The 20,426-nt window shown below is 57.8% G+C and carries 17 protein-coding genes; 11 read left to right on the plus strand and 6 right to left on the minus strand.

Annotated elements, in window-relative coordinates:
* Positions 1-33: 33 nt before the first annotated feature.
* Positions 34-885 (minus strand): glycine betaine ABC transporter substrate-binding protein, encoded by an 852-nt coding sequence (locus JFU11_RS01635; RefSeq protein WP_123720738.1) that lies wholly within the window; start codon positions 883-885, stop codon positions 34-36.
* A gap of 286 nt (positions 886-1,171) precedes the next feature.
* Here JFU11_RS01635 and JFU11_RS01640 point away from each other — a divergent pair, with 286 nt between their 5' ends.
* Positions 1,172-2,764, plus strand: a complete 1,593-nt coding sequence (locus tag JFU11_RS01640; protein WP_123720737.1) for a beta (1-6) glucans synthase — start codon at positions 1,172-1,174, stop codon at positions 2,762-2,764.
* A 114-nt stretch (positions 2,765-2,878) separates the two neighbouring features.
* On the opposite strand, the gene JFU11_RS01645 is transcribed toward JFU11_RS01640, so the two are convergent.
* Together JFU11_RS01645 and JFU11_RS01650 are read right to left on the minus strand one after the other, a co-directional pair.
* Complete coding sequence (locus tag JFU11_RS01645; protein ID WP_201059513.1) at positions 2,879-5,590, minus strand: RHS repeat-associated core domain-containing protein; 2,712 nt, start codon at positions 5,588-5,590, stop codon at positions 2,879-2,881.
* Positions 5,591-5,697: 107 nt separating this feature from the next.
* Positions 5,698-6,066: a hypothetical protein gene (locus JFU11_RS01650; protein WP_123720735.1), complete on the minus strand. Its 369-nt coding sequence runs from the start codon at positions 6,064-6,066 to the stop codon at positions 5,698-5,700.
* 223 nt (positions 6,067-6,289) lie between these two features.
* Here JFU11_RS01650 and JFU11_RS01655 point away from each other — a divergent pair, with 223 nt between their 5' ends.
* Together JFU11_RS01655 and JFU11_RS01660 are read left to right on the plus strand one after the other, a co-directional pair.
* Positions 6,290-7,588, plus strand: coding sequence for a serine/threonine protein kinase (locus JFU11_RS01655; RefSeq protein WP_123720734.1), 1,299 nt, complete (start codon positions 6,290-6,292; stop codon positions 7,586-7,588).
* Entirely contained in the window at positions 7,581-8,369 is a 789-nt protein-coding gene (locus JFU11_RS01660; protein ID WP_201059515.1) for a VacJ family lipoprotein, read from the plus strand. Before JFU11_RS01655 ends, JFU11_RS01660 begins: the two co-directional genes overlap by 8 nt.
* A gap of 176 nt (positions 8,370-8,545) precedes the next feature.
* On the opposite strand, the gene JFU11_RS01665 is transcribed toward JFU11_RS01660, so the two are convergent.
* Positions 8,546-9,460, minus strand: coding sequence for a DUF808 domain-containing protein (locus JFU11_RS01665; protein WP_123720732.1), 915 nt, complete (start codon positions 9,458-9,460; stop codon positions 8,546-8,548).
* A gap of 134 nt (positions 9,461-9,594) precedes the next feature.
* On the opposite strand from JFU11_RS01665, the gene JFU11_RS01670 reads away from it, so the two are divergent.
* On the plus strand, positions 9,595-10,200 hold the full coding sequence (locus JFU11_RS01670) for a TetR/AcrR family transcriptional regulator (protein WP_030131738.1): 606 nt from the start codon (positions 9,595-9,597) through the stop codon (positions 10,198-10,200).
* 129 nt (positions 10,201-10,329) lie between these two features.
* Here the strand turns inward: JFU11_RS01670 and JFU11_RS01675 are convergent, their stop codons facing one another.
* Complete coding sequence (locus JFU11_RS01675) at positions 10,330-10,788, minus strand: transposase (protein ID WP_201059517.1); 459 nt, start codon at positions 10,786-10,788, stop codon at positions 10,330-10,332.
* A gap of 324 nt (positions 10,789-11,112) precedes the next feature.
* Positions 11,113-11,553, minus strand: a complete 441-nt coding sequence (locus JFU11_RS01680; protein WP_201059519.1) for a heme-binding protein — start codon at positions 11,551-11,553, stop codon at positions 11,113-11,115.
* A 266-nt stretch (positions 11,554-11,819) separates the two neighbouring features.
* On the opposite strand from JFU11_RS01680, the gene gcl reads away from it, so the two are divergent.
* The 7 genes from gcl (at position 11,820) to JFU11_RS01715 (ending at position 20,347) form a co-directional block, all read left to right on the plus strand.
* Positions 11,820-13,595 carry a glyoxylate carboligase gene (gene gcl / locus JFU11_RS01685; RefSeq protein ID WP_008014981.1) on the plus strand — a complete coding sequence of 592 codons (1,776 nt, stop codon included), beginning with the start codon at positions 11,820-11,822 and terminating at the stop codon, positions 13,593-13,595.
* A gap of 128 nt (positions 13,596-13,723) precedes the next feature.
* Positions 13,724-14,506, plus strand: coding sequence for a hydroxypyruvate isomerase (gene hyi / locus JFU11_RS01690; protein WP_123720729.1), 783 nt, complete (start codon positions 13,724-13,726; stop codon positions 14,504-14,506).
* A gap of 190 nt (positions 14,507-14,696) precedes the next feature.
* Positions 14,697-15,587, plus strand: a complete 891-nt coding sequence (locus JFU11_RS01695; RefSeq protein WP_007894261.1) for a 2-hydroxy-3-oxopropionate reductase — start codon at positions 14,697-14,699, stop codon at positions 15,585-15,587.
* Between the two features lie 174 nt (positions 15,588-15,761).
* Positions 15,762-17,042, plus strand: a complete 1,281-nt coding sequence (locus JFU11_RS01700) for a glycerate kinase (RefSeq protein WP_201059521.1) — start codon at positions 15,762-15,764, stop codon at positions 17,040-17,042.
* Positions 17,032-18,447: a pyruvate kinase gene (pyk, locus tag JFU11_RS01705; RefSeq protein WP_201059523.1), complete on the plus strand. Its 1,416-nt coding sequence runs from the start codon at positions 17,032-17,034 to the stop codon at positions 18,445-18,447. Before JFU11_RS01700 ends, pyk begins: the two co-directional genes overlap by 11 nt.
* Positions 18,448-18,586: 139 nt before the next feature.
* Positions 18,587-19,501, plus strand: a complete 915-nt coding sequence (locus JFU11_RS01710; protein WP_201059525.1) for an urea transporter — start codon at positions 18,587-18,589, stop codon at positions 19,499-19,501.
* A 21-nt stretch (positions 19,502-19,522) separates the two neighbouring features.
* Positions 19,523-20,347 (plus strand): ion transporter, encoded by an 825-nt coding sequence (locus tag JFU11_RS01715; RefSeq protein ID WP_123360178.1) that lies wholly within the window; start codon positions 19,523-19,525, stop codon positions 20,345-20,347.
* Positions 20,348-20,426 lie beyond the last annotated feature (79 nt).

Consider the following 20,426-nt stretch of genomic DNA (forward strand, 5'->3'; position numbering starts at 1 on the left):
TCGAGAGGTGCTGATTAGACGCTTCAGGTCAAATCATTTGGTCCAGTCGGCAACGCGATCAGGGTGTTTGGCCACCCAATCCTTCGCTGCAGCTTCAGGCTTGGCGCCGTCCTGAATCGCCAACATGACTTCGCCGATTTCGTCTTTCGACGCCCATTGGAAGTTCTTCAGGAACTTCGCAACTTCCGGCGCTTTGGTTGCCAGTTCTTTACTGCCGATGCTGTTCACGGTTTCAGCCGCGCCATAAACGCCTTTCGGGTCGTCCAGGAAGCGCAGTTTCCACTTGGCGAACATCCAGTGCGGCACCCAACCGGTGACGGCAATGGATTCGTTTTTCTTCTCGGCACGGGTCAGCTCGGCGATCATGCCGGCGCCGGAACTGGCCTTGAGGGTGTAGCCGTCCAGGCCATAGTCCTTGATCGCCTGCTCGGACTTGAGCATCACGCCTGAACCGGCATCGATACCGACGATACGATTTTTGAAGCTGTCGTCGGTTTTCAGATCGGCAATAGACTTGGCCTTGACGTACTCCGGCACGATCAAGCCGATTTTCGCATCCTTGAAGTTCGGGCCGTAATCGACGACCTGATCCTTGTTCTTGGTCCAGTATTCACCGTGGGTCACGGGCAGCCACGCCGACAGCATGGCGTCGAGTTTGCCAGTGGCCACACCCTGCCACATGATCCCGGTGGCAACCGCTTGCAGCTTCACGTCATAACCGAGTTTCTGCCTGATCACTTCTGCGGCCACGTTGGTCGTGGCGACGCTGTCCGACCAGCCGTCTACATAACCGATCGTCACTGCCTTGCCTTCGGCACTGGCCATCGTAGAACTGATCGCCAGCACCAAAGCGGCACCTGCGCCCAAGAGTCGTCGCATCTTCATCGTTACTTCCCCGAAAGTGCTGCGCTCGACGGATGCCGAGCCGCTCAACGTATTGTTATGGTGCACAGCGCCCCCATCACGCCTCACCGCAAACTCGTTCAAACATCAGCGGAGTACTGACGATTGGATGATCAACCTGACGCCCACGATGACCTGCTCTGCCAGCGACCTCAAGGCATCGAGAAACGACATCAGAAGGCCATTAATTGCAACCGCCGCAACTCCATCCGCCACCCCGCCCGAACTTTGCATGACAAAATTATGCAGGCCACCAAGCGCGGGACAAATGCAGGTAACATGCGCGGCTTTGTTCCCAGACGGCCTGACCATGCCCGCGACATCCCGCTTTCCTTTTTTTGCTTATTTATTTGCCTGCCTGCTGGGGCTTTTTGCCCTCGGTGGCTTCTGGTATGGACTCGGCAAACCGGTGATCCTGCCGGACGTGGCCAGCGCAACACACAAGCTGCAATGCGCCTCCTACACCCCGTTCGACAAAGACCAATCGCCGTTCGATGTGCCGTTTAAACTGCGCCCCGAGCGCATGGACGCCGACCTCGCGCTGCTGGCAACCCGTTTCGAATGCATCCGCACCTATTCCATGACCGGCCTCGAAGCCCTGCCCGATCTGGCGCGCAAGCACGGCTTGAAGCTAATGATCGGCGCCTGGGTCAACAGCAACCCGGTGGACACTGCCAAGGAGGTCGACCTGCTGATCGCCTCGGCCAATGCCAACGCCGACGTAGTGACCTCGGTGATCGTAGGTAACGAAACCCTGCTGCGCAAGGAAGTCACCGGCGCACAGTTGGCGACGCTGATTAACAAGGTCAAAAGTCAGGTCAAACAACCGGTGACCTACGCCGACGTCTGGGAGTTCTGGCTCAAGCACCCGGAAATAGCCCCGGCAGTAGACTTCCTGACCATCCATTTGCTGCCGTACTGGGAAGACGATCCGTCGAACATCGACGCAGCGCTGCAGCATGTGGCCGAAGTGCGTCAGGTGTTCGGCAACAAATTCGCACCCAAAGACGTGGTGATTGGCGAAACCGGCTGGCCGAGCGAAGGCCGTCAGCGCGAAACCGCCCTGCCGAGCCGGGTCAATGAAGCCAAGTTCATTCGCAGCTTTGTGATCATGGCCGAGCAGCAAGGCTGGCATTACAACCTGATCGAGGCTTTCGACCAGCCCTGGAAACGCGCCAGCGAAGGTGCGGTCGGAGGTTATTGGGGACTGTTCGACGCCGATCGCCAAGATAAGGGCGTACTCGCCGGACCAGTCTCGAACGTACCGTACTGGTCGCAATGGCTGGCGGTGGGAGGCTTGATCTTCATCGGCACGCTGATTCTCGGCGGTCGCGTTCGCAGTACCCGCGCGGCGTTGGTTCTGCCACTGCTCGGTGCGTTGGCGGCCTGTTCGATTGGCGCCTGGGGCGATCTGGCCCGTGTCACCACCCGGTTTGCCAGTGAATGGCTGTGGGTCGCCTTGCTGACAGGGTTGAATCTGTTGGTGCTGGCGCATGCCGCGCTGACCTTGAGCGCTCGCACCGGCTGGCGTGAACGCGCCTTCAATGCACTGGAACGTCGCGCCGGCTGGTGGCTGGCAGCGGCAGGTTTTGCCGCGGCGGTGATGATGCTGGAGCTGGTGTTCGACCCGCGTTATCGCAGCTTCCCGAGTGTCGCGTTCATCCTGCCGGCGCTGGTGTACCTGTGCCGTCCGGTGAACGTACCACGTCGGGAAATCGCCGTGCTGACCTTCATTATCGGTGCCGGTATTGCGCCGCAACTGTATCAAGAAGGTTTGCAAAACCAGCAGGCCTGGGGTTGGGCGCTGGTGAGTGTGTTGATGGTGGCAGCGTTGTGGCGCAGCTTGCGGGTTCGCGGCTGATCTGCAAGGCGAATTCGCACAAATCCTTCTCTCCACTCATTATTGGCTGGAGAGCAGGAACCGCGCAGTCGTACTATCTGGACTCGATACCACCCCGAAAGTAGATGAGCACAATTAATGCCTGCTCACTTGTGAACGACGCGGCACGGTTACCCGGCTGTACGTTTTTTTAGGATGATAATTCTTCCAGGCCGGCATGTTAAAAAATTCATCTTGCGGCACTTCTCGACTCGCCACAAAAAACTTCACATTGTTTTTAACTTCAGGCGTCTCTTTGCGTCGGTACACGTACCTGATTTCAGAAGCAGTAACACTGGTGCCAGCATCAGGTTTTTTCGAAACAATATCGTCCAGAGTCCCCATCAAATTATCAATAGCGAAGAGGACCTTCTTGCTACGCTCAAAAATTTGAAACTCCAATCCCGCCTTACTGGAACGCCGCCACATCGGAACGTTTATCTGGAAGAAATTGCCAGTCCCTTTCTCATCCTTTTGAAAATATCTGTTAGTCATTGCGAACTCTTTGTAGGCAATTCCACGCACAGCATCCACTAACTCCGTTTTTATCTGCTCGTCAGTATTATATATTCCTGCCGTTACGGTCGGACCAAATGCCGCATCGGTTAAATCATTCTGTTTCAACACATTCCGTTTCTTTTCCCATAACAATCTGGGAATGCCCTCCTTCCAAAGCGGAAGCCTTGAAAACTCTTTAAATCCTGCTTCCGCCAAGGCTTTGAGTGCAGAATCCCGAGGCTCACGCAATCCAAATAAAATATCCCCCGCTTCAAATGAAGACACCAAGGCAGCATAATCCCCTTTACTCCCTCCATTGACATTCGTAGGACTCAACCCCTCCCCATCAAAAAAAGTGACGGAATTGTTTCGAACCATACGATATAAATTCGAACCATCGATCGCGCCAGCGGGATCCGGGCTGAGCCATCGATGCCACCAAGCCACATAATACCTCATGCCAAAATAATACAATCCGGTCGCATCCAGTTCCTTGCCTGAATAGCGCATAGTCTTATCGCTTGCCTTTATTTTATCGCTTCCCGCCCACCACGCCGTACAGCCATAAGAATAAAAAACCTCCTCGCTTATAAGTCCCCTTCCTTCATCAAGCTCCAAGCTGCATGAACCTACTTGGTCGCTCAACGCATAGCGGTAACTGACAGTGCTTGTGTCTTGCCGTCGATTTTCCTGGAGTAGCACACGAACATTGCACAGTTCTGTCTGCACATTAATAACGTGCAGTACTTTCTCATTATCAGTCCGAATTTCCAGCCCTTGTAAATAGCGAACCTCATGACTACGGATCAAACGACCGACCAAGATCGTGCGAATTTTCCGCAGCCTCTGTCCGGCATGATCATAAATGTAGTTCTCGGCATCGTTCGGTAAATCAGGACGAACTACCTGTTCGACTCGTCGCAGTTGATTACGCATATCCCAAAACAGGTCCTGTCCGGGTAGCAGTAGCCGTTTATTACCATTCGGGTCATACCCCGCAGCAATTTCGGCCTCCGTAGGCAACTCCCCGCCGCTTTTTCGCACGAGGGCACAGTTACTGTATTTCGACACCGCCATGAACTGGGTACGGTTTCCAAGCGCAGCGCAATGAACCTGTTTGATGAGATTCCCACTACAATCGTAGTCAAAAGTCTCAGTGTAGTTTTCCAATTGACCTGGATCCGCTGGCGATTGGAATTCTGGTAAATACGGTCCTACGCTGCCACCGACTACCTGCCAACCTGTGGCGCGAATCAACTGATAAAGAGTGTCGTACCGGAAAGTTCTGATCGGCTCTATTTTCTGGTTGCGAAAATAGCGAATAGACAGAGCCTTGTCTTCAATAGACAAAATATTGCCGACGGGGTCATAGCAGTAGATTAAATGCTGCAGAAGTGGCTTCCCCGAGAGCTGCGCCTTCAACTCTTCCAGTCTGCCATCGGCAGGAGAATGAAGGGCAGAGCATACGAGCCCATTGGCGAAGGTTTGCTGCTCAACTTTATCAAAGGCGTTATAACGAATTTCGGTCAGCAGGTCTTCTTCTAGTCCATCTACACCTATCCTCACTTTTATTCCAGCAACCTGCCCGTCAACTGTGTAATTAAAAGTTTGGGCATTACGCTCTGCATCGATCTGACAGAGCAACTGGGATTTAGCACTGTAACGGTAACAAGTAGTGGCGCCAATTCCATCTTCATGAAGAAGATCACGATCAGCCTCTTGATAGGGCCAATCCGGTTCCTCCTCACTATCGAGAAAGTGCCGAGTACACTCAAGCAGTTCACTCGTCAGTGAATATAACTTGAACATCATGGTCCCAGCGCTATCATCTTGACGGATCAATTGTCCGCATTGATTTCGATCGACAAACGGCGTCCCGTTGCCGCCATAAGAGAAATAGGCGTTGACCCTTTCGTCCTCACCGTACACATATACAGATTCCTTGATCGGACGAATGAGACCATCGTAATTAACATGGGTACGCGTGAGCTTACTGTCCCAACTATCACATTTCTGGCCGGCAGGGCCTAGCAAATGCAAGCTGTAACCTGCATCAACGCTATCGGTAAGTAACTCCTCACCCGAAAGATTGAATACCATTTTGAGGTTTGCCGGAATATCAGGTTCTGTTCCGAGAGATTCGAACAAACGAGGATCAAAAAGGTCAGTTGCACGCCCAGCACTATCATATGCCTGATGAGTGACACGGCTATTGAGAGGGTCCTGGATAGCCTTTCGGTGATAGGCCACTGTGCGTACTGTAAGTGCACGTGGGTCATTCACCGTCAATGTGGGCGTACGAGCGTGCATGTTGGTTTCTCCTGACAGGATCAACGCTATACAACAGCGGCTCGACTATTTAGATCCGTGCCCTGGAAAGCGTCAACTGTCAGAATTAACAGGTCATGCAAGAAAACTTAACAGGCAGCAGTTTTTCTCACCAGACGCAAACCAGCAATCACCACCGCAAACACCGCCAACGTGGTGTTGTACAACGCCAGGGCCGGAAACCCGAACACCAGCGCCAGCACCGCCAACCACCACCCCGCTCGCCCCGGCAGCACAAAACCGATCACGGCAGCGGCCACTGCCGCCCAGCCCAGTACCTTGAAATGAATCATAAAGCCCAGATTCGAACGAATCTGGCATTCCCAACGACTGGCCTCATCAACGCAAATGCCGACCCATTGAGCGTCCTCCATGAAGCCATAACGTGCGCCATAACTGGCGGCCAGCCATAACGGCAGAAGAACGAGCAACAGGATCACGGGCAGACGGCGGGACATGCAACACTCCAATAAACGAAATCGGCGGCCAGCTTAATCCCCCGCCCGCGGTAAGCAAGTGACATCAACAGATAACTGTTCATGAAATAGCTGCAAAGTGTATCGTTCCGCTACCGTTGCTCCGAAATCAGGCCTGATTGGTGCCCATCATGGCACTTTGGCGCAATTCCTGTGGTCATAGCCTGCGAACTTCATCCGGCACCTTCCTCTAAGGGATCTAGTCATGCTCCGTTCCTTGCGCTGCGCCGCCCTGTTTGGCGGCTTGTTTTTAAGTGCGTCCGCACTGGCGGCCGACATTGATGCCGCCAGTTACGGCTACCCCCTGACCAACCCGTTCGAGGCGACCATCGCCACGACACCGCCGGAGTTACGCCCGGAATTGCCGCTGGACGACGACATCAATCAGGAGGATCGCAGCGTCACATTGCGCCCGGAGCGTGAATTCAGCCTGCCGGACAACTTCTGGCCGGTAAAGAAACTCACCTACCGCATCGCCACACAAGATCAAGCGGCACCGTTGATCTTCCTGATCTCCGGCACCGGTGCACGCTATGACAGCACCCTCAATGAGTATCTGAAAAAGCTCTACTACAAGGCCGGCTATCACGTGGTGCAGCTGTCGTCGCCGACCAGCTTCGACTTCATGACCGCCGCTTCGCGTTTCGCCACCCCTGGCGTGACCAAGGAAGATGCCGAAGACATGTACCGCGTAATGCAGGCCGTGCGGGCGCAAAACCCGAAACTGCCAGTCACCGATTATTACCTGAGCGGCTACAGCCTCGGCGCCCTGGATGCGGCCTTTGTGGCGCACCTGGATGAAACCCGTCGCAGCTTCAATTTCAAGAAAGTCTTGTTGCTCAACCCGCCGGTCAACCTTTACACCTCGATCACCAACCTGGACAAGCTGGTGCAAACAGAGGTGAAGGGCATCAACAACAGCACCACTTTCTATGAACTGGTGCTGGACAAACTGACCCGCTACTTCCAGCAGAAGGGCTACATCGACCTCAACGATGCCCTGCTCTACGACTTCCAGCAGTCCAAGCAGCACTTGAGCAACGAGCAGATGGCCATGCTGATCGGCACTTCGTTCCGTTTCTCGGCGGCCGACATTGCCTTCACCTCAGACCTGATCAACCGCCGTGGCCTGATCACACCACCGAAATACCCGATCACCGAAGGCACCACCCTCACGCCGTTCCTCAAACGTGCGCTGCAATGTGACTTCGACTGCTACCTGACCGAACAGGTCATTCCGATGTGGCGCGCCCGCACCGATGGCGGCAGCCTGCTGCAACTGATCGATCAGGTCAGCCTGTATGCACTCAAGGATTATCTGCATGACAGCCCGAAAATCGCCGTCATGCACAACGCCGATGATGTGATCCTCGGCCCTGGCGACCTGGGGTTTCTGCGCCGGACCTTCGGCGACCGTTTGACTGTTTATCCATTGGGCGGCCATTGCGGCAACCTCAACTATCGCGTCAACAGTGACGCAATGCTGGAGTTTTTCCGTGGCTAAATACCCCCTGCTGATCGCAGCGTTACTCTGTGCAGGCGTGGCCAACGCCGACAACAGCAAAGCCAATGCACCTGTGGTGGTCGATAGTGACGGCTTCAAGGAACCGCTGAGCAAACTCAAATTCAACCCGGGGCTGGATCAGCGCGAGTTCGAACGTTCGACGCTCAACGCGCTGAACGTCTACGACCCGCTGGAAGAGTGGAACCGCCGCGTCTACCACTTCAACTACCGTTTCGACCAATGGGTGTTCCTGCCCGTGGTCAATGGCTATCGCTACATCACCCCAAGTTTCCTGCGCACCGGCGTCAGTAACTTCTTCAACAACGTCGGCGATGTACCGAACCTGGTGAACAGCCTGCTGCAATTCAAGGGGCAGCGTTCGATGGATACCACCGCGCGCCTGCTGCTCAACACCACCATCGGTATCGCCGGCCTGTGGGACCCGGCCACCGCCATGGGGTTGCCGCGCCAGAGCGAAGACTTCGGTCAGACATTGGGCTTCTACGGCGTACCGGGCGGCGCCTACTTCGTGCTGCCGATCCTCGGCCCGTCAAACCTGCGTGACACCGCAGGCCTGGTGGTGGATTACACCGGCGAGTCGGCGATCAACTTCCTGAACGTTGCTGAAGTCAGCTCCAACCATCCGGAAGTCTGGGCACTGCGCGCCGTCGACAAGCGCTATCAGAACAGCTTCCGCTACGGCCAGCTGAACACGCCGTTCGAGTACGAAAAAGTGCGTTACGTGTACACCGAGTCGCGCAAGCTGCAGGTCGCCGAGTAATTCCGTCGGCAACAAAAAAGGCCATTCGATTTGCGTCGAATGGCCTTTTTTATGCGCGGCGTCTCAAACACCACCAATCAACTGTGGGAGCGAGCCTGCTCGCGATGAGGTCATCACATTCACCATCAATGTTGACCTGCTAGACCGCTATCGCGAGCAGGCTCGCTCCCACAGGTTCAGGCCTTTACCGTTTTCCAAACCTTGCTGACAGCCATCACCCCAACCAACACCGCCGCACCCGCCACAATCCCGGCCACCGCGTTCAGCAATGTCGGCACGATAAACCCGGCCCCACCAGCACCCGCGCTGACACTCTCGATCCAGTGATGAACCACCGGCACGCCGTGGGTCAGAATCCCGCCGCCGACCAAAAACATCGCTGCGGTACCGATCACCGACAGGCTTTTCATCATGTACGGCGCTGCACGCAGAATCCCGCCGCCGATGCTTTTGGCCATTTGCCCAGGCTTCTGGGTCAGCCACAGACCGAGGTCGTCGAGCTTGACGATGCCAGCCACCAGGCCGTAGACGCCGATGGTCATGACGATGGCGATGCCCGAGAGCACGATCACTTGCTGGGTCAGCGAAGCGTCAGCCACGGTGCCCAGGGTGATGGCGATAATTTCCGCCGAGAGGATGAAGTCGGTACGGATCGCACCTTTGATCTTGTCCTTCTCGAACGCCACCAGATCGACCGCCGGGTTGGCCACAGCCTCGACCAGTTCTGCGTGTTCAGCCTGATCTTCAGCTTTGCTGTGCAGGAATTTGTGCGCGAGTTTCTCGAAACCTTCGAAGCACAGGTAAGCGCCACCGACCATCAACAACGGCGTGACCAGCCACGGAATGAACGCACTGATGGCCAACGCCGACGGCACCAGGATCAGCTTGTTGAGGAACGAGCCCTTGGCAACCGCCCACACCACCGGGATTTCCCGCTCGGCACGCACGCCGGAAACCTGCTGGGCGTTGAGCGCCAGATCGTCGCCAAGCACGCCGGCGGTTTTCTTCGCGGCCATTTTGGTCATCAACGCCACATCGTCCAGTACGGTGGCGATGTCGTCGATCAGCACCAGCAAACTGCTTCCTGCCATGAATCAGGTTTCCTTCTTGAATGAATGGTGCGCAGCATAGCGCGACCCGAGGCCAGACGGGGCATTCTTGAGCGCCGCGCGAGGCCGGTGCTACCATGCGCAACCGCCAGAACAGGCAAGGAACTCCTTGGTTTATGAGCACCATCCGCGAGCGCAACAAAGAACTGATCCTGCGTGCCGCCAGTGAAGAATTTGCCGACAAGGGCTTCGCTGCGACCAAAACCAGTGACATCGCGGCCAAGGCCGGGCTGCCCAAGCCTAACGTCTACTACTACTTCAAATCCAAGGAAAATCTCTACCGCGAGGTCCTGGAAAGCATTATCGAGCCGATCCTGCAGGCCTCGACGCCGTTCAACGCCGACGGCGTGCCCAGCGAAGTGCTGAGCGGCTACATCCGCTCGAAAATCCGCATCTCCCGTGACCTGCCCTTCGCCTCCAAAGTGTTCGCCAGCGAAATCATGCACGGCGCCCCGCACCTGAGCCCCGACCTGGTCGAGCAGCTCAACGGCCAGGCCAGGCACAACATCGACTGTATCCAGACCTGGATCGACCGCGGTCAGATCGCCCCGATCGACCCCAACCACCTGATGTTCAGCATCTGGGCCGCCACCCAGACCTACGCCGACTTCGACTGGCAAATCTCTGCGGTTACCGGTAAAGCCAAACTGGATGAGGCCGACTATGAAGCGGCGGCGCAGACGATTATCCGGTTGGTGCTTAAGGGGTGTGAGCTGGACTGAAAGACCGAGTGACCCCAATCGCGGGCAAGCCCGCTCCCACAGGTTCGGTGGTGTATACACAATATGTGAACACCCTCAATCCTTGTGGGAGCGGGCTTGCCCGCGATGAAGTCGACTCGCTCTGAAGTCTTAAAGCCAGATTGCATCCCACAACGGATAGTCGGCAAGTCGCTCTACAAGCCCTGCCCGCAATGGATTCGCCACTACATACCGTGCCATCTTCACCAAGTCTTCTTCTCGCCTCAATGCCCGGTCGTGATAGCCCTGCTGCCAAAGTGGGCCATTCCTGTTACTGGAAAGATTCACCTCTCGCGTAATCAATGACTTGGTTTGACGCATCAGATTACTGAGTGAACAGTTCTCCAACTCGACAAGCCAATGGAAGTGATCAGGCATGACGACCCACGCCAGCGAATTCACTAACCCTGTGTTTTGTGCTTGGCGAAATTGATGAACAACCAATCTGCCCAATACGAAATCCGCAAAAACCGGCTCGCGATCAAGTGTATTGGTCGTCAGTAAATAGATTCGATTGGGTTCGGCATAGCGCCCCGTTCGCAGGCGATGTGAAGCAGGAAGATCAGGCAATCCGTTGCCCCTTCATGATGGATTCATCAGAAGACTAGACCTGAGCAGCCCATAGACCGTGACAATCCGTTATCTGGATGTGTCCATGAGGCCGCCATCGCGGGCAAGCCCGCTCCCACAAGGATCGAAGGTGTTCACAGATTTTGTGTTCACCTACAAGGATCGAGGGTGTTCACAGATTTTGTGTTCACCTACAAGGATCGAGGGTGTTCACAGATTTTGTGTTCACCTACAAGGATCGGGGTTGTTTCACGCATTTTGTGTCCACCACCGAACCTGTGGGAGCGGGCTTGCCCGCGATGACATTCGATCAGACCATGAAGATCAACCAACCACCCCCGCATCCGCCCTCAACCCCTGCGTCTCGATCGCCCTGATCGCACATTGTTCATCAACATCAGACAAATCGCCGCTGATGCCCACCGCCCCCAACACATTCCCGTCCTGATCCCGAATCAACACGCCGCCCGGTACCGGGACGACGCTGCCCTGTCCCAGGCTATTCAGCGCGGCGAAGAAGGCTGGGCGTTGTTGGGCGTCTTGGGCCAGCAGGCGTGAGCCTTTGCCCAGGGCGATCGCGCCCCAGGCTTTGCCGATGGCGATCTGCGGGCGCAGCAGGCTCGCGCCGTCTTCGCGTTGCAGCGTTATCAAGTGCCCGCCGGCGTCCAGCACGGCAATGGTCAAGGGCGCGGCAGAGATTGCACGGCCTGCGGAGATGGCCTGGTTGGCCAGGTTGACTGCGACGTTCAAGGTTAAAGCGCTCATGGTGCCGTCCTCATTTTGTTATTGGGAAAGCCGTTGGATTGCTTTCTGTTGCGCAATCCGATGCAACAAATAGAACACAATGAATTACTTTTTTGTATACAATAATTCTCGAAAAGCGCCACATTCGACGAAAAGCCACAGTCCTTCGGGCTTCCGACGAATGAAACAGCTGCTTGAGAAAATGGATTGACCTGCGCCGTCCGCCGTGAATACACTCTGCGCAAAGCCACTTGTATACAATTACAAAACGTAAGAGGCACAAAACCATGAGCAAAATGAGAGCAATCGAAGCCGCCGTTCTGGTGATGCGCCGTGAAGGGGTTGATACCGCTTTTGGCATCCCGGGCGCCGCGATCAACCCGCTGTACTCCGCCTTGCAGAAGGTCGGTGGCATCGATCACGTCCTCGCTCGCCACGTTGAAGGCGCCTCGCACATGGCCGAGGGCTACACCCGCACCAAGGCCGGCAACATCGGCGTGTGCATCGGCACCTCCGGCCCGGCCGGCACCGATATGGTCACCGGGCTCTACAGCGCCTCGGCCGACTCGATCCCGATCCTGTGCATCACCGGCCAGGCACCGCGGGCCCGGATGCACAAGGAAGACTTCCAGGCCGTCGATATCACCAGCATAGTCAAGCCGGTCACCAAGTGGTCGACCACCGTTATGGAACCGGGCCAAGTGCCTTACGCATTCCAGAAAGCCTTCTATGAAATGCGCTCCGGCCGCCCAGGCCCAGTGCTGATCGACCTGCCGTTCGACGTGCAGATGGCTGAAATCGAATTCGACATCGACGCCTACGAGCCGCTGCCGCTGGCCAAGCCGACCGCTAACCGCGTGCAAATCGAGAAGGCCCTGGCCATGCTTGATCAGGCTGAGCGCCCACTGTTGGTGGCCGGTGGCGGCATCATCAATGCCGACGCCAGCGAGTTGCTGGTGGAGTTCGCCGAGCTGACCGGTATTCCAGTGATCCCGACCCTGATGGGCTGGGGCACCATCCCGGACGATCACCCGCTGATGGTTGGCATGGTCGGTCTGCAAACCTCGCACCGTTATGGCAACGCCACGATGCTGAAGTCGGACGTGGTGCTGGGCGTCGGTAACCGTTGGGCTAACCGTCACACCGGTTCGGTCGACGTTTATACCGAAGGCCGTAAATTCATTCACGTCGACATCGAACCGACCCAGATCGGCCGCGTGTTCACCCCGGATCTGGGCATCGTGTCCGACGCCGCTGCCGCGTTGACCGTGTTCATCGAAGTCGCTCGCGAATGGCAAGCCGCCGGCAAGCTGAAAAACCGCAGCGCCTGGCTGCAAGACTGCCAGCAACGCAAAGCCAGCCTGCAGCGCAAGACTCACTTCGACAACGTGCCGGTCAAGCCGCAACGGGTTTACGAAGAGATGAACCAGGTCTTCGGCAAGGACACCTGCTACGTCAGCACTATCGGTCTGTCGCAGATTGCTGGCGCGCAGTTCCTGCACGTCTACAAGCCGCGTCACTGGATCAACTGCGGTCAGGCTGGCCCGTTGGGCTGGACCATTCCGGCAGCACTCGGTGTGGTCAAGGCTGATCCGACCCGCAAGGTTGTGGCGCTCTCGGGCGACTACGACTTCCAGTTCATGATCGAAGAACTGGCGGTGGGCGCGCAGTTCAAGCTGCCGTACATCCATGTGGTGGTGAACAACTCGTACCTGGGGCTGATCCGTCAGGCCCAGCGCGGTTTCGACATGGACTACTGCGTGCAACTGTCCTTCGACAACCTCAACGCTCCGGAACTCAACGGTTACGGTGTCGACCACGTCGCTGTCGCCGAAGGCCTGGGTTGCAAGGCGTTGCGGGTATTTGAACCGGATCAGATCCAGCCTGCCCTGCGCAAGGCTCAGGAGCTGATCGAGGAGTTCAAGGTGCCGGTGATCGTCGAGATCATTCTGGAGCGCGTGACCAACATTTCCATGGGCACTGAGATCAACGCCGTCAACGAATTCGAAGACCTGGCGTTGGTCGGCAACGATGCGCCAACGGCGATTTCGCTGCTCGATTGATGATCGTTCCCACGCTCTGCGTGGGAATGCAGCCCGGGACGCTCCGCGTCCCAACAGCGGACGCAGAGCGTCCAATGAGGCATTCCCACGCAGAGCGTGGGAACGATAACTTTAAACGGGAGACCACCATGCCGCGTTTCGCAGCCAACCTGTCCATGCTGTTCACCGAGCAGGATTTTCTTGCCCGTTTCGACGCTGCCGCCAAGGCCGGCTTTAGTGGTGTCGAATACCTGTTTCCCTACGATTTCAGCTCCGCCGAAATCAAGGCCAAGCTCGATGCCAATGGCTTGACCCAAGTGCTGTTCAATCTGCCAGCCGGTGACTGGGCCAAGGGCGAGCGCGGTATCGCGTGCTTGCCGGATCGGGTCGAAGAATTCCGCGCCGGTGTCGATCTGGCCATCGCTTACGCCAAAGTGCTGGGCAACACCCAGATCAACTGCCTGGCCGGTATTCGTCCACAAGGTGTCGATGATGCCACCGTGGAAAAGACCTTTGTCGCCAACCTCAAGTACGCGGCCGACAAGCTGCAAGCGGTGGGCATCAAACTGGTGATGGAAGCGATCAACACCCGTGACATCCCGGGCTTCTACCTGAACAACACGGCGCAAGCCTTGTCGATTCGCGAGCAGGTCGGCAGCGCCAACCTGTTCCTGCAATACGACATCTATCACATGCAAATCATGGAGGGCGACCTGGCCCGGACCATGGCTGCGCACCTGGGCGAGATCAACCACATCCAGTTGGCCGACAACCCAGGGCGCAACGAACCGGGCACCGGTGAAATCAATTACCGCTACCTGTTCGAACACCTGGACCGCATCGGTTATCAGGGTTGGGTTGGCTGTGAATACAAGCCGCTGACCACCACCGAAGCGGGCCTGGTCTGGCTGAAAACCCATAACGCGATTTGATTGATCAACACAAAACACTGTGGGAGCGGGCTTGCCCGCGATGACGTCGGCACAGCAAACATCAATGTTGCCTGACCTACCGCAATCGCAGGCAAGCCAGCTCCCACTGAATCTGTTGTGTTTTTCAGACTGCATTTCAGCATCGGAGCGTGCGCTGCTCCCACCTGCACCTTAAAAAGAGGATTTTCTCATGGCTAAAATCGGATTTATCGGCACCGGCATCATGGGCCACCCAATGGCGTTGAACCTGCAGAAAGCCGGTCACAGCCTGTTCCTGTCGGCACACCACGACCCAGCCCCTGCCGATCTGGTCGCCGCTGGTGCCATCGCGCTGGCGAACCCGAAAGAAGTGGCCCAGGAAGCCGAGTTCATCATCGTCATGGTCCCGGATACCCCACAGGTCGATGACGTGCTGTTCCGCGCCGACGGCGTTGCAGCAGGCGTGAGCAAAGGCAAAGTCGTGATCGACATGAGCTCGATCTCGCCAACTGCCACCAAAGCCTTCGCTGCCAAGATCAACGAGAAAGGCGCTCAATACCTCGACGCACCAGTGTCCGGCGGTGAAGTCGGCGCCAAAGCTGCGACCTTGAGCATCATGGTCGGTGGCGATGCCGATGCGTTCGAACGCGCCCTGCCGCTGTTCCAGGCCATGGGCAAGAACATCACCCTGGTCGGTGGCAACGGCGACGGTCAAACCGCGAAAGTGGCGAACCAGATCATCGTCGCGCTGAACATCCAGGCCGTGGCCGAGGCACTGCTGTTCGCCTCGAAAAACGGTGCCGATCCGGCCAAGGTGCGTGAAGCGCTGATGGGCGGTTTCGCGTCGTCGAAGATCCTTGAAGTTCACGGCGAACGCATGATCAAGGGCACCTTCGACCCGGGCTTCCGTATCAGCCTGCACCAGAAGGACCTGAACCTGGCCCTGGCCGGCGCTCGCGAGCTGGGCATCAACCTGCCGAACACCGCCAATACCCAGCAAGTGTTCAGCACCTGCGCGGCCATCGGTGGCAGCAACTGGGACCACTCGGCGCTGATCAAAGGCCTGGAACATATGGCAAATTTCTCGATTCGCGATAAGTAACACCGATCTGAAGCTGGCTCGGTTCCTGTGGGAGCTGGCTTACCTGCGATGGCATCGACTCGATCTACCTGAAAGACCGCGTCGCCTGAATCGCAGGCAAGCCAGCTCCCACAGGACCGCGTCGCAATACTTGCTTTCGCCTTCCTCCAATAACAAGAATTCCGGGAGCCCGCCATGTCGGTCGATCCGCAACAACTGCTGCGCGAGCTGTTTGCCACAGCCATCGACGCGGCCCATCCGCAGCACGTCCTCGAAGCCCACTTGCCCAAAGATCGCAGCGGTCGGGTGATCGTCATCGGCGCCGGTAAAGCCGCAGCCGCCATGGCCCAGGTGGTCGAGCGCTGCTGGCACGGCGAAGTGTCGGGTCTTGTGGTGACCCGTTACGGCCACGGCGCCCCGTGCGAAAAAATCGAAGTAGTCGAAGCCGCGCACCCGGTGCCGGATGCGGCTGGTTTGGCTGTCGCGAAACGGGTGCTGGAACTGGTCAGCGACTTGAGCGAAGACGACCGCGTGATCTTCCTGCTCTCGGGCGGTGGCTCTGCCCTCCTCGCCTTGCCCGCTGCCGGCATCACCCTCGCCGACAAACAGTCGATCAACAAAGCCCTGCTCAAATCCGGCGCGACCATCGGCGAGATGAATTGCGTGCGCAAGCATCTCTCGGCAATCAAGGGTGGACGTCTGGGCAAAGCCTGCTGGCCCGCCACGGTTTATACCTATGCGATTTCCGATGTACCGGGCGACCTCGCCACGGTCATCGCGTCCGGCCCCACTGTGGCCGACCCGAGCACCTCGGCCGAAGCGCTGGCGATCCTCAAGCGCTATGGCATCGAAGTCCCGGCATCGGTGCGCACCTGGCTGCAAAACCCGGAATCGGAAACGGTCAAACCCGGCGATCCGAGCCTGGCCCGCAGTCATTTCCAATTGATCGCACGCCCACAGCAATCGCTGGAAGCGGCAGCGGTGAAAGCCCGTCAGGCCGGTTTCAGTCCGTTGATTCTCGGCGACCTGGAAGGCGAATCCCGGGACGTGGCAAAAGTCCACGCCGGCATCGCGCGGCAGATCGTCCAGCACGGCCAGCCGCTGGCAGCGCCGTGCGTGATTCTGTCCGGCGGCGAAACCACCGTCACCGTGCGCGGCAATGGCCGTGGCGGGCGTAACGCCGAATTCCTGCTGAGCCTCACCGACAGCCTCAAAGGCCTGCCCGGCGTCTATGCATTGGCGGGTGACACCGACGGTATCGACGGCTCCGAAGACAACGCCGGCGCCATCATGACCCCGGGCAGTTACGCCCGCGCCGCCACTCTCGGCCTGAGCGCCAGCGATGAACTGGACAACAACAATGGCTACGGCTATTTCGCCGCGCTGGATGCGCTGATCGTCACCGAGCCGACCCGCACCAACGTCAACGACTTCCGCGCCATCCTGATTCTCGAGAGCCCTAAACATGACACCTGATAAGAAGGTCAAAATCCTCGCCACCCTTGGCCCGGCCACCAACGGGATCGACGACATCCGTGGGCTGGTGCAGGCCGGGGTCAATATCTTTCGCCTGAACTTCAGCCACGGCGATCACGCCGACCACGCCCAGCGCTATCAGTGGATTCGTGAAGTCGAGCGCCAGCTGAATTACCCGCTGGGGATTCTGATGGACCTGCAAGGCCCGAAATTGCGGGTCGGCAAATTCGCCCAAGGCAAAGTGCAGCTGCATCGCGGTCAGGCCTTGCGTCTGGACCTGGACCCGACGCCGGGCGATGAGCGCCGGGTCAACCTGCCTCACCCGGAAATCATCGCAGCGCTGGAGCCAGGCATGGACTTGCTGCTGGACGACGGCAAGCTGCGCCTGCGGGTGGTGACCAAATATGACGACGCCATCGACACCACGGTGCTCAATGGCGGCGAGCTGTCGGATCGCAAAGGCGTCAACGTGCCACAAGCGGTGCTGGATCTGAGTCCGTTGACCGCCAAGGATCGTCGCGACTTGAGCTTCGGGCTGGAGCTAGGAGTGGATTGGGTCGCGCTGTCGTTCGTGCAACGCCCGGAAGACATTCGCGAAGCTCGCGCACTGATCGGCGACAAGGCTTATTTGATGGCGAAGATCGAGAAGCCATCGGCCGTGACTCAACTGCGGGAAATCGCCGAATTGAGCGATGCGATCATGGTCGCTCGCGGTGACTTGGGCGTGGAAGTCCCGGCCGAGAGCGTGCCGCAGATTCAGAAAAACATCATCAGCACCTGCCGTGAACTCGGCAAACCGGTGGTGGTGGCGACGCAGATGCTGGAGTCGATGCGCTTCTCTCCCGCCCCGACCCGCGCCGAAGTCACTGACGTCGCCAACGCGGTGGCCGAAGGTGCGGACGCGGTGATGCTGTCGGCGGAAACCGCGTCCGGCGAGTACCCGCTGGAAGCTGTGCAGATGATGAGCAAAATCATCCGTCAGGTGGAAAACGGCCCGGACTATCAGGCCCAACTGGACGTGAGCCGACCGAAAGCCGAGGCCACAGTGTCGGACGCGATCAGCTGCGCGATCCGCCGCATCAGCAACGTGCTGCCGGTGGCGGTGCTGGTGAACTACAGCGAGTCCGGTACGTCGAGTCTGCGTGCAGCGCGGGAACGGCCGACGGTGCCGATCCTCAACCTGACGCCGAATTTGCAAACCGCGCGGCGCTTGACGGTGGCGTGGGGCGTGCATTCGGTAGTCAATGATCGACTGCGCCAGGTGGACGAAGTGTGCTCGACGGCACTGGAGATTGCCCAGGCACAGGGCATGGCTCAGCGGGGGGATACGTTGTTGATCACGGCGGGAGTGCCGTTCGGGCAGCCGGGGTCGACCAACTCACTGCGTATCGAAACCCTGATTTAACCCCTACACGATGATCGTTCCCACGCTCTGCGTGGGAATGCAGCCCGGGACGCTCTGCGTCCCAAGAGCAGACGCAGAGCGTCCATTGAGGCATTCCCACGCAGAGCGTGGGAACGATCTGTACTGAACGACCCTTATCATGCCTGCCAACCACTTCAACACCCACTGCCCCGACTGGGCCACTGCCCTGCTCAATGGCTTCAGCCAGATCTTTCTCCAGCGCCATCCGCTGTGCGGTCTGCTGTGTCTGTTGGCGATTCTTTTCAGCGCGCCGGCCCTGCTCGGCGGTGCGTTGCTGGGAGGGGTCGCCGGGTTGCTCACCGCGCAACGTCGCGGGTACACCAAGGCTGATCGTCAGGCCGGGCTGTTCAGTTACAACGGTATCCTGCTCGGTCTGCTGCTGAGCCTTTATTTCCCATGGTCAGCGCTGTTGCCACCGCTGATCATTGCCGCTGGGGGCCTGAGCGCGATGCTCACCCAGCAATGGCTCAAGCGTTCGCGCGATCATCATTGCCTTCCCGCCTATACCGCGCCCTTTGTCGGGATGAGCTGGTTGCTACTGTCGTTTGCCGGTCCCCAGCAACCCGCGCCGTTGATCGAAATGACCACACTCAACTTGCTCGCCGCGTCATTGAAAGGGCTCGGTCAGGTGCTGTTTCTCGGTCATCCGCTGGCCGGTGCTCTGATTGCCACGGGTTTGCTGATCGCTGACCGTCGTGCCTTCCTGTGGGCTCTGCTCGGCTCCGTTGCCGGCCTTGGATTCGCCCTTCTGCATCACGAAACATCAACCGCGCTGCTGGGTTTGAGCGGCTACAACGCCGTGCTCGCCGCCCTCGCCTTCAGCCAAAATCGTCGCCAGCCTTGGCTGCCATTGTTGGGAATCCTGCTGGCGGTGCTGCTCACACCGGGGTTCGCCGCACTCAGCCTGGCCACGTTGACCGCGCCTTTCATCCTCGCCTGCTGGCTGATTCGCGCAGGCATTCGGGTGCTGCGTCAGGCCGCCATAGACAGCGCGCCTTGCGCTACCGGGGAGAATCGACCTAGGCTTCGCTGATTCTCGATTCAGGCGTTTTCCATGGACAGCAGTAAAAACTGGCGTGAAGAGCTTTACGTCATCATCTTCCAATCCGATACCCCGGCCGGCCGGCGCTTCGACAGCATTCTACTGTTGATCATCCTCGCCAGCCTGGTGATCGTGATTCTGGACAGTATCGATAGCGTTCACCAGAACTACGCCGACATACTGGCGTACATCGAATGGGGCTTCACCGTCGTTTTCGCCATCGAGTACGGCCTGCGCCTGTACTGCTCGCCCAAGCCGCTGCGCTACGCGTTCAGCTTCTATGGGCTGGTGGATTTGCTGGCGATCGTGCCTGGCATTCTCGCGCTGTATTACAGCGATGCGCAGTACCTGCTGATCATCCGGATCATTCGGATGCTGCGGATTTTCCGCGTGCTCAAGCTCAGCCCGTATCTGAAGCAAGCCAACTATTTGATGACGGCGCTGCGCGGCAGCAAGCAGAAGATCGTGGTGTTTCTGCTCAGCGTCAGCACCCTGGTGACGGTGTTCGGCACTCTGATGTACGTGATCGAAGGCCCGGAACACGGCTTCACCAGCATCCCCAAAGGCATCTATTGGGCCATCGTCACGCTGACTACTGTGGGTTTTGGCGACATCGTGCCCCGGACGCCATTGGGTCAGGTGGTTTCGTCGCTGGTGATGATCACCGGTTACTCGATCATCGCCGTACCGACGGGGATTTTCACCGCGGAATTGGCCAACGCCATGCGCGGCGAACAATTGCAACACGATTGCCCGACCTGCCAGAAAAACAGTCACGAACATGGCGCTGCCTTTTGCTCCCGTTGCGGCAATGCGCTGTTCAAGAAACTGGAATAAGCAAAGTGCTTTTTAATCTTTAAAGGACTATGTGAGCCCGGCTATAGTCGCTGGCAAATTGCCAACACTTTCCATAGAA

This window comes from Pseudomonas sp. TH37 (assembly GCF_016650735.1).
GTDB classification, from domain to species: Bacteria; Pseudomonadota; Gammaproteobacteria; order Pseudomonadales; family Pseudomonadaceae; genus Aquipseudomonas; species Aquipseudomonas farris.

Bases quoted from the DNA above. Each gene is read 5' to 3' on its own strand.
- hyi (WP_123720729.1), top strand. From the start codon at position 13,724: ATGCCGCGTTTCGCAGCCAACCTGTCCATGCTGTTCACCGAGCAGGAT.
- JFU11_RS01710 (WP_201059525.1), top strand. From the start codon at position 18,587: ATGCCTGCCAACCACTTCAACACCCACTGCCCCGACTGGGCCACTGCC.
- JFU11_RS01645 (WP_201059513.1), bottom strand. From the start codon at position 5,590: ATGCACGCTCGTACGCCCACATTGACGGTGAATGACCCACGTGCACTT.
- JFU11_RS01680 (WP_201059519.1), bottom strand. From the start codon at position 11,553: ATGAGCGCTTTAACCTTGAACGTCGCAGTCAACCTGGCCAACCAGGCC.
- JFU11_RS01655 (WP_123720734.1), top strand. From the start codon at position 6,290: ATGCTCCGTTCCTTGCGCTGCGCCGCCCTGTTTGGCGGCTTGTTTTTA.
- JFU11_RS01650 (WP_123720735.1), bottom strand. From the start codon at position 6,066: ATGTCCCGCCGTCTGCCCGTGATCCTGTTGCTCGTTCTTCTGCCGTTA.
- JFU11_RS01670 (WP_030131738.1), top strand. From the start codon at position 9,595: ATGAGCACCATCCGCGAGCGCAACAAAGAACTGATCCTGCGTGCCGCC.
- JFU11_RS01635 (WP_123720738.1), bottom strand. From the start codon at position 885: ATGAAGATGCGACGACTCTTGGGCGCAGGTGCCGCTTTGGTGCTGGCG.
- JFU11_RS01665 (WP_123720732.1), bottom strand. From the start codon at position 9,460: ATGGCAGGAAGCAGTTTGCTGGTGCTGATCGACGACATCGCCACCGTA.
- gcl (WP_008014981.1), top strand. From the start codon at position 11,820: ATGAGCAAAATGAGAGCAATCGAAGCCGCCGTTCTGGTGATGCGCCGT.
- JFU11_RS01695 (WP_007894261.1), top strand. From the start codon at position 14,697: ATGGCTAAAATCGGATTTATCGGCACCGGCATCATGGGCCACCCAATG.
- JFU11_RS01700 (WP_201059521.1), top strand. From the start codon at position 15,762: ATGTCGGTCGATCCGCAACAACTGCTGCGCGAGCTGTTTGCCACAGCC.
- JFU11_RS01640 (WP_123720737.1), top strand. From the start codon at position 1,172: ATGCAGGTAACATGCGCGGCTTTGTTCCCAGACGGCCTGACCATGCCC.
- pyk (WP_201059523.1), top strand. From the start codon at position 17,032: ATGACACCTGATAAGAAGGTCAAAATCCTCGCCACCCTTGGCCCGGCC.
- JFU11_RS01715 (WP_123360178.1), top strand. From the start codon at position 19,523: ATGGACAGCAGTAAAAACTGGCGTGAAGAGCTTTACGTCATCATCTTC.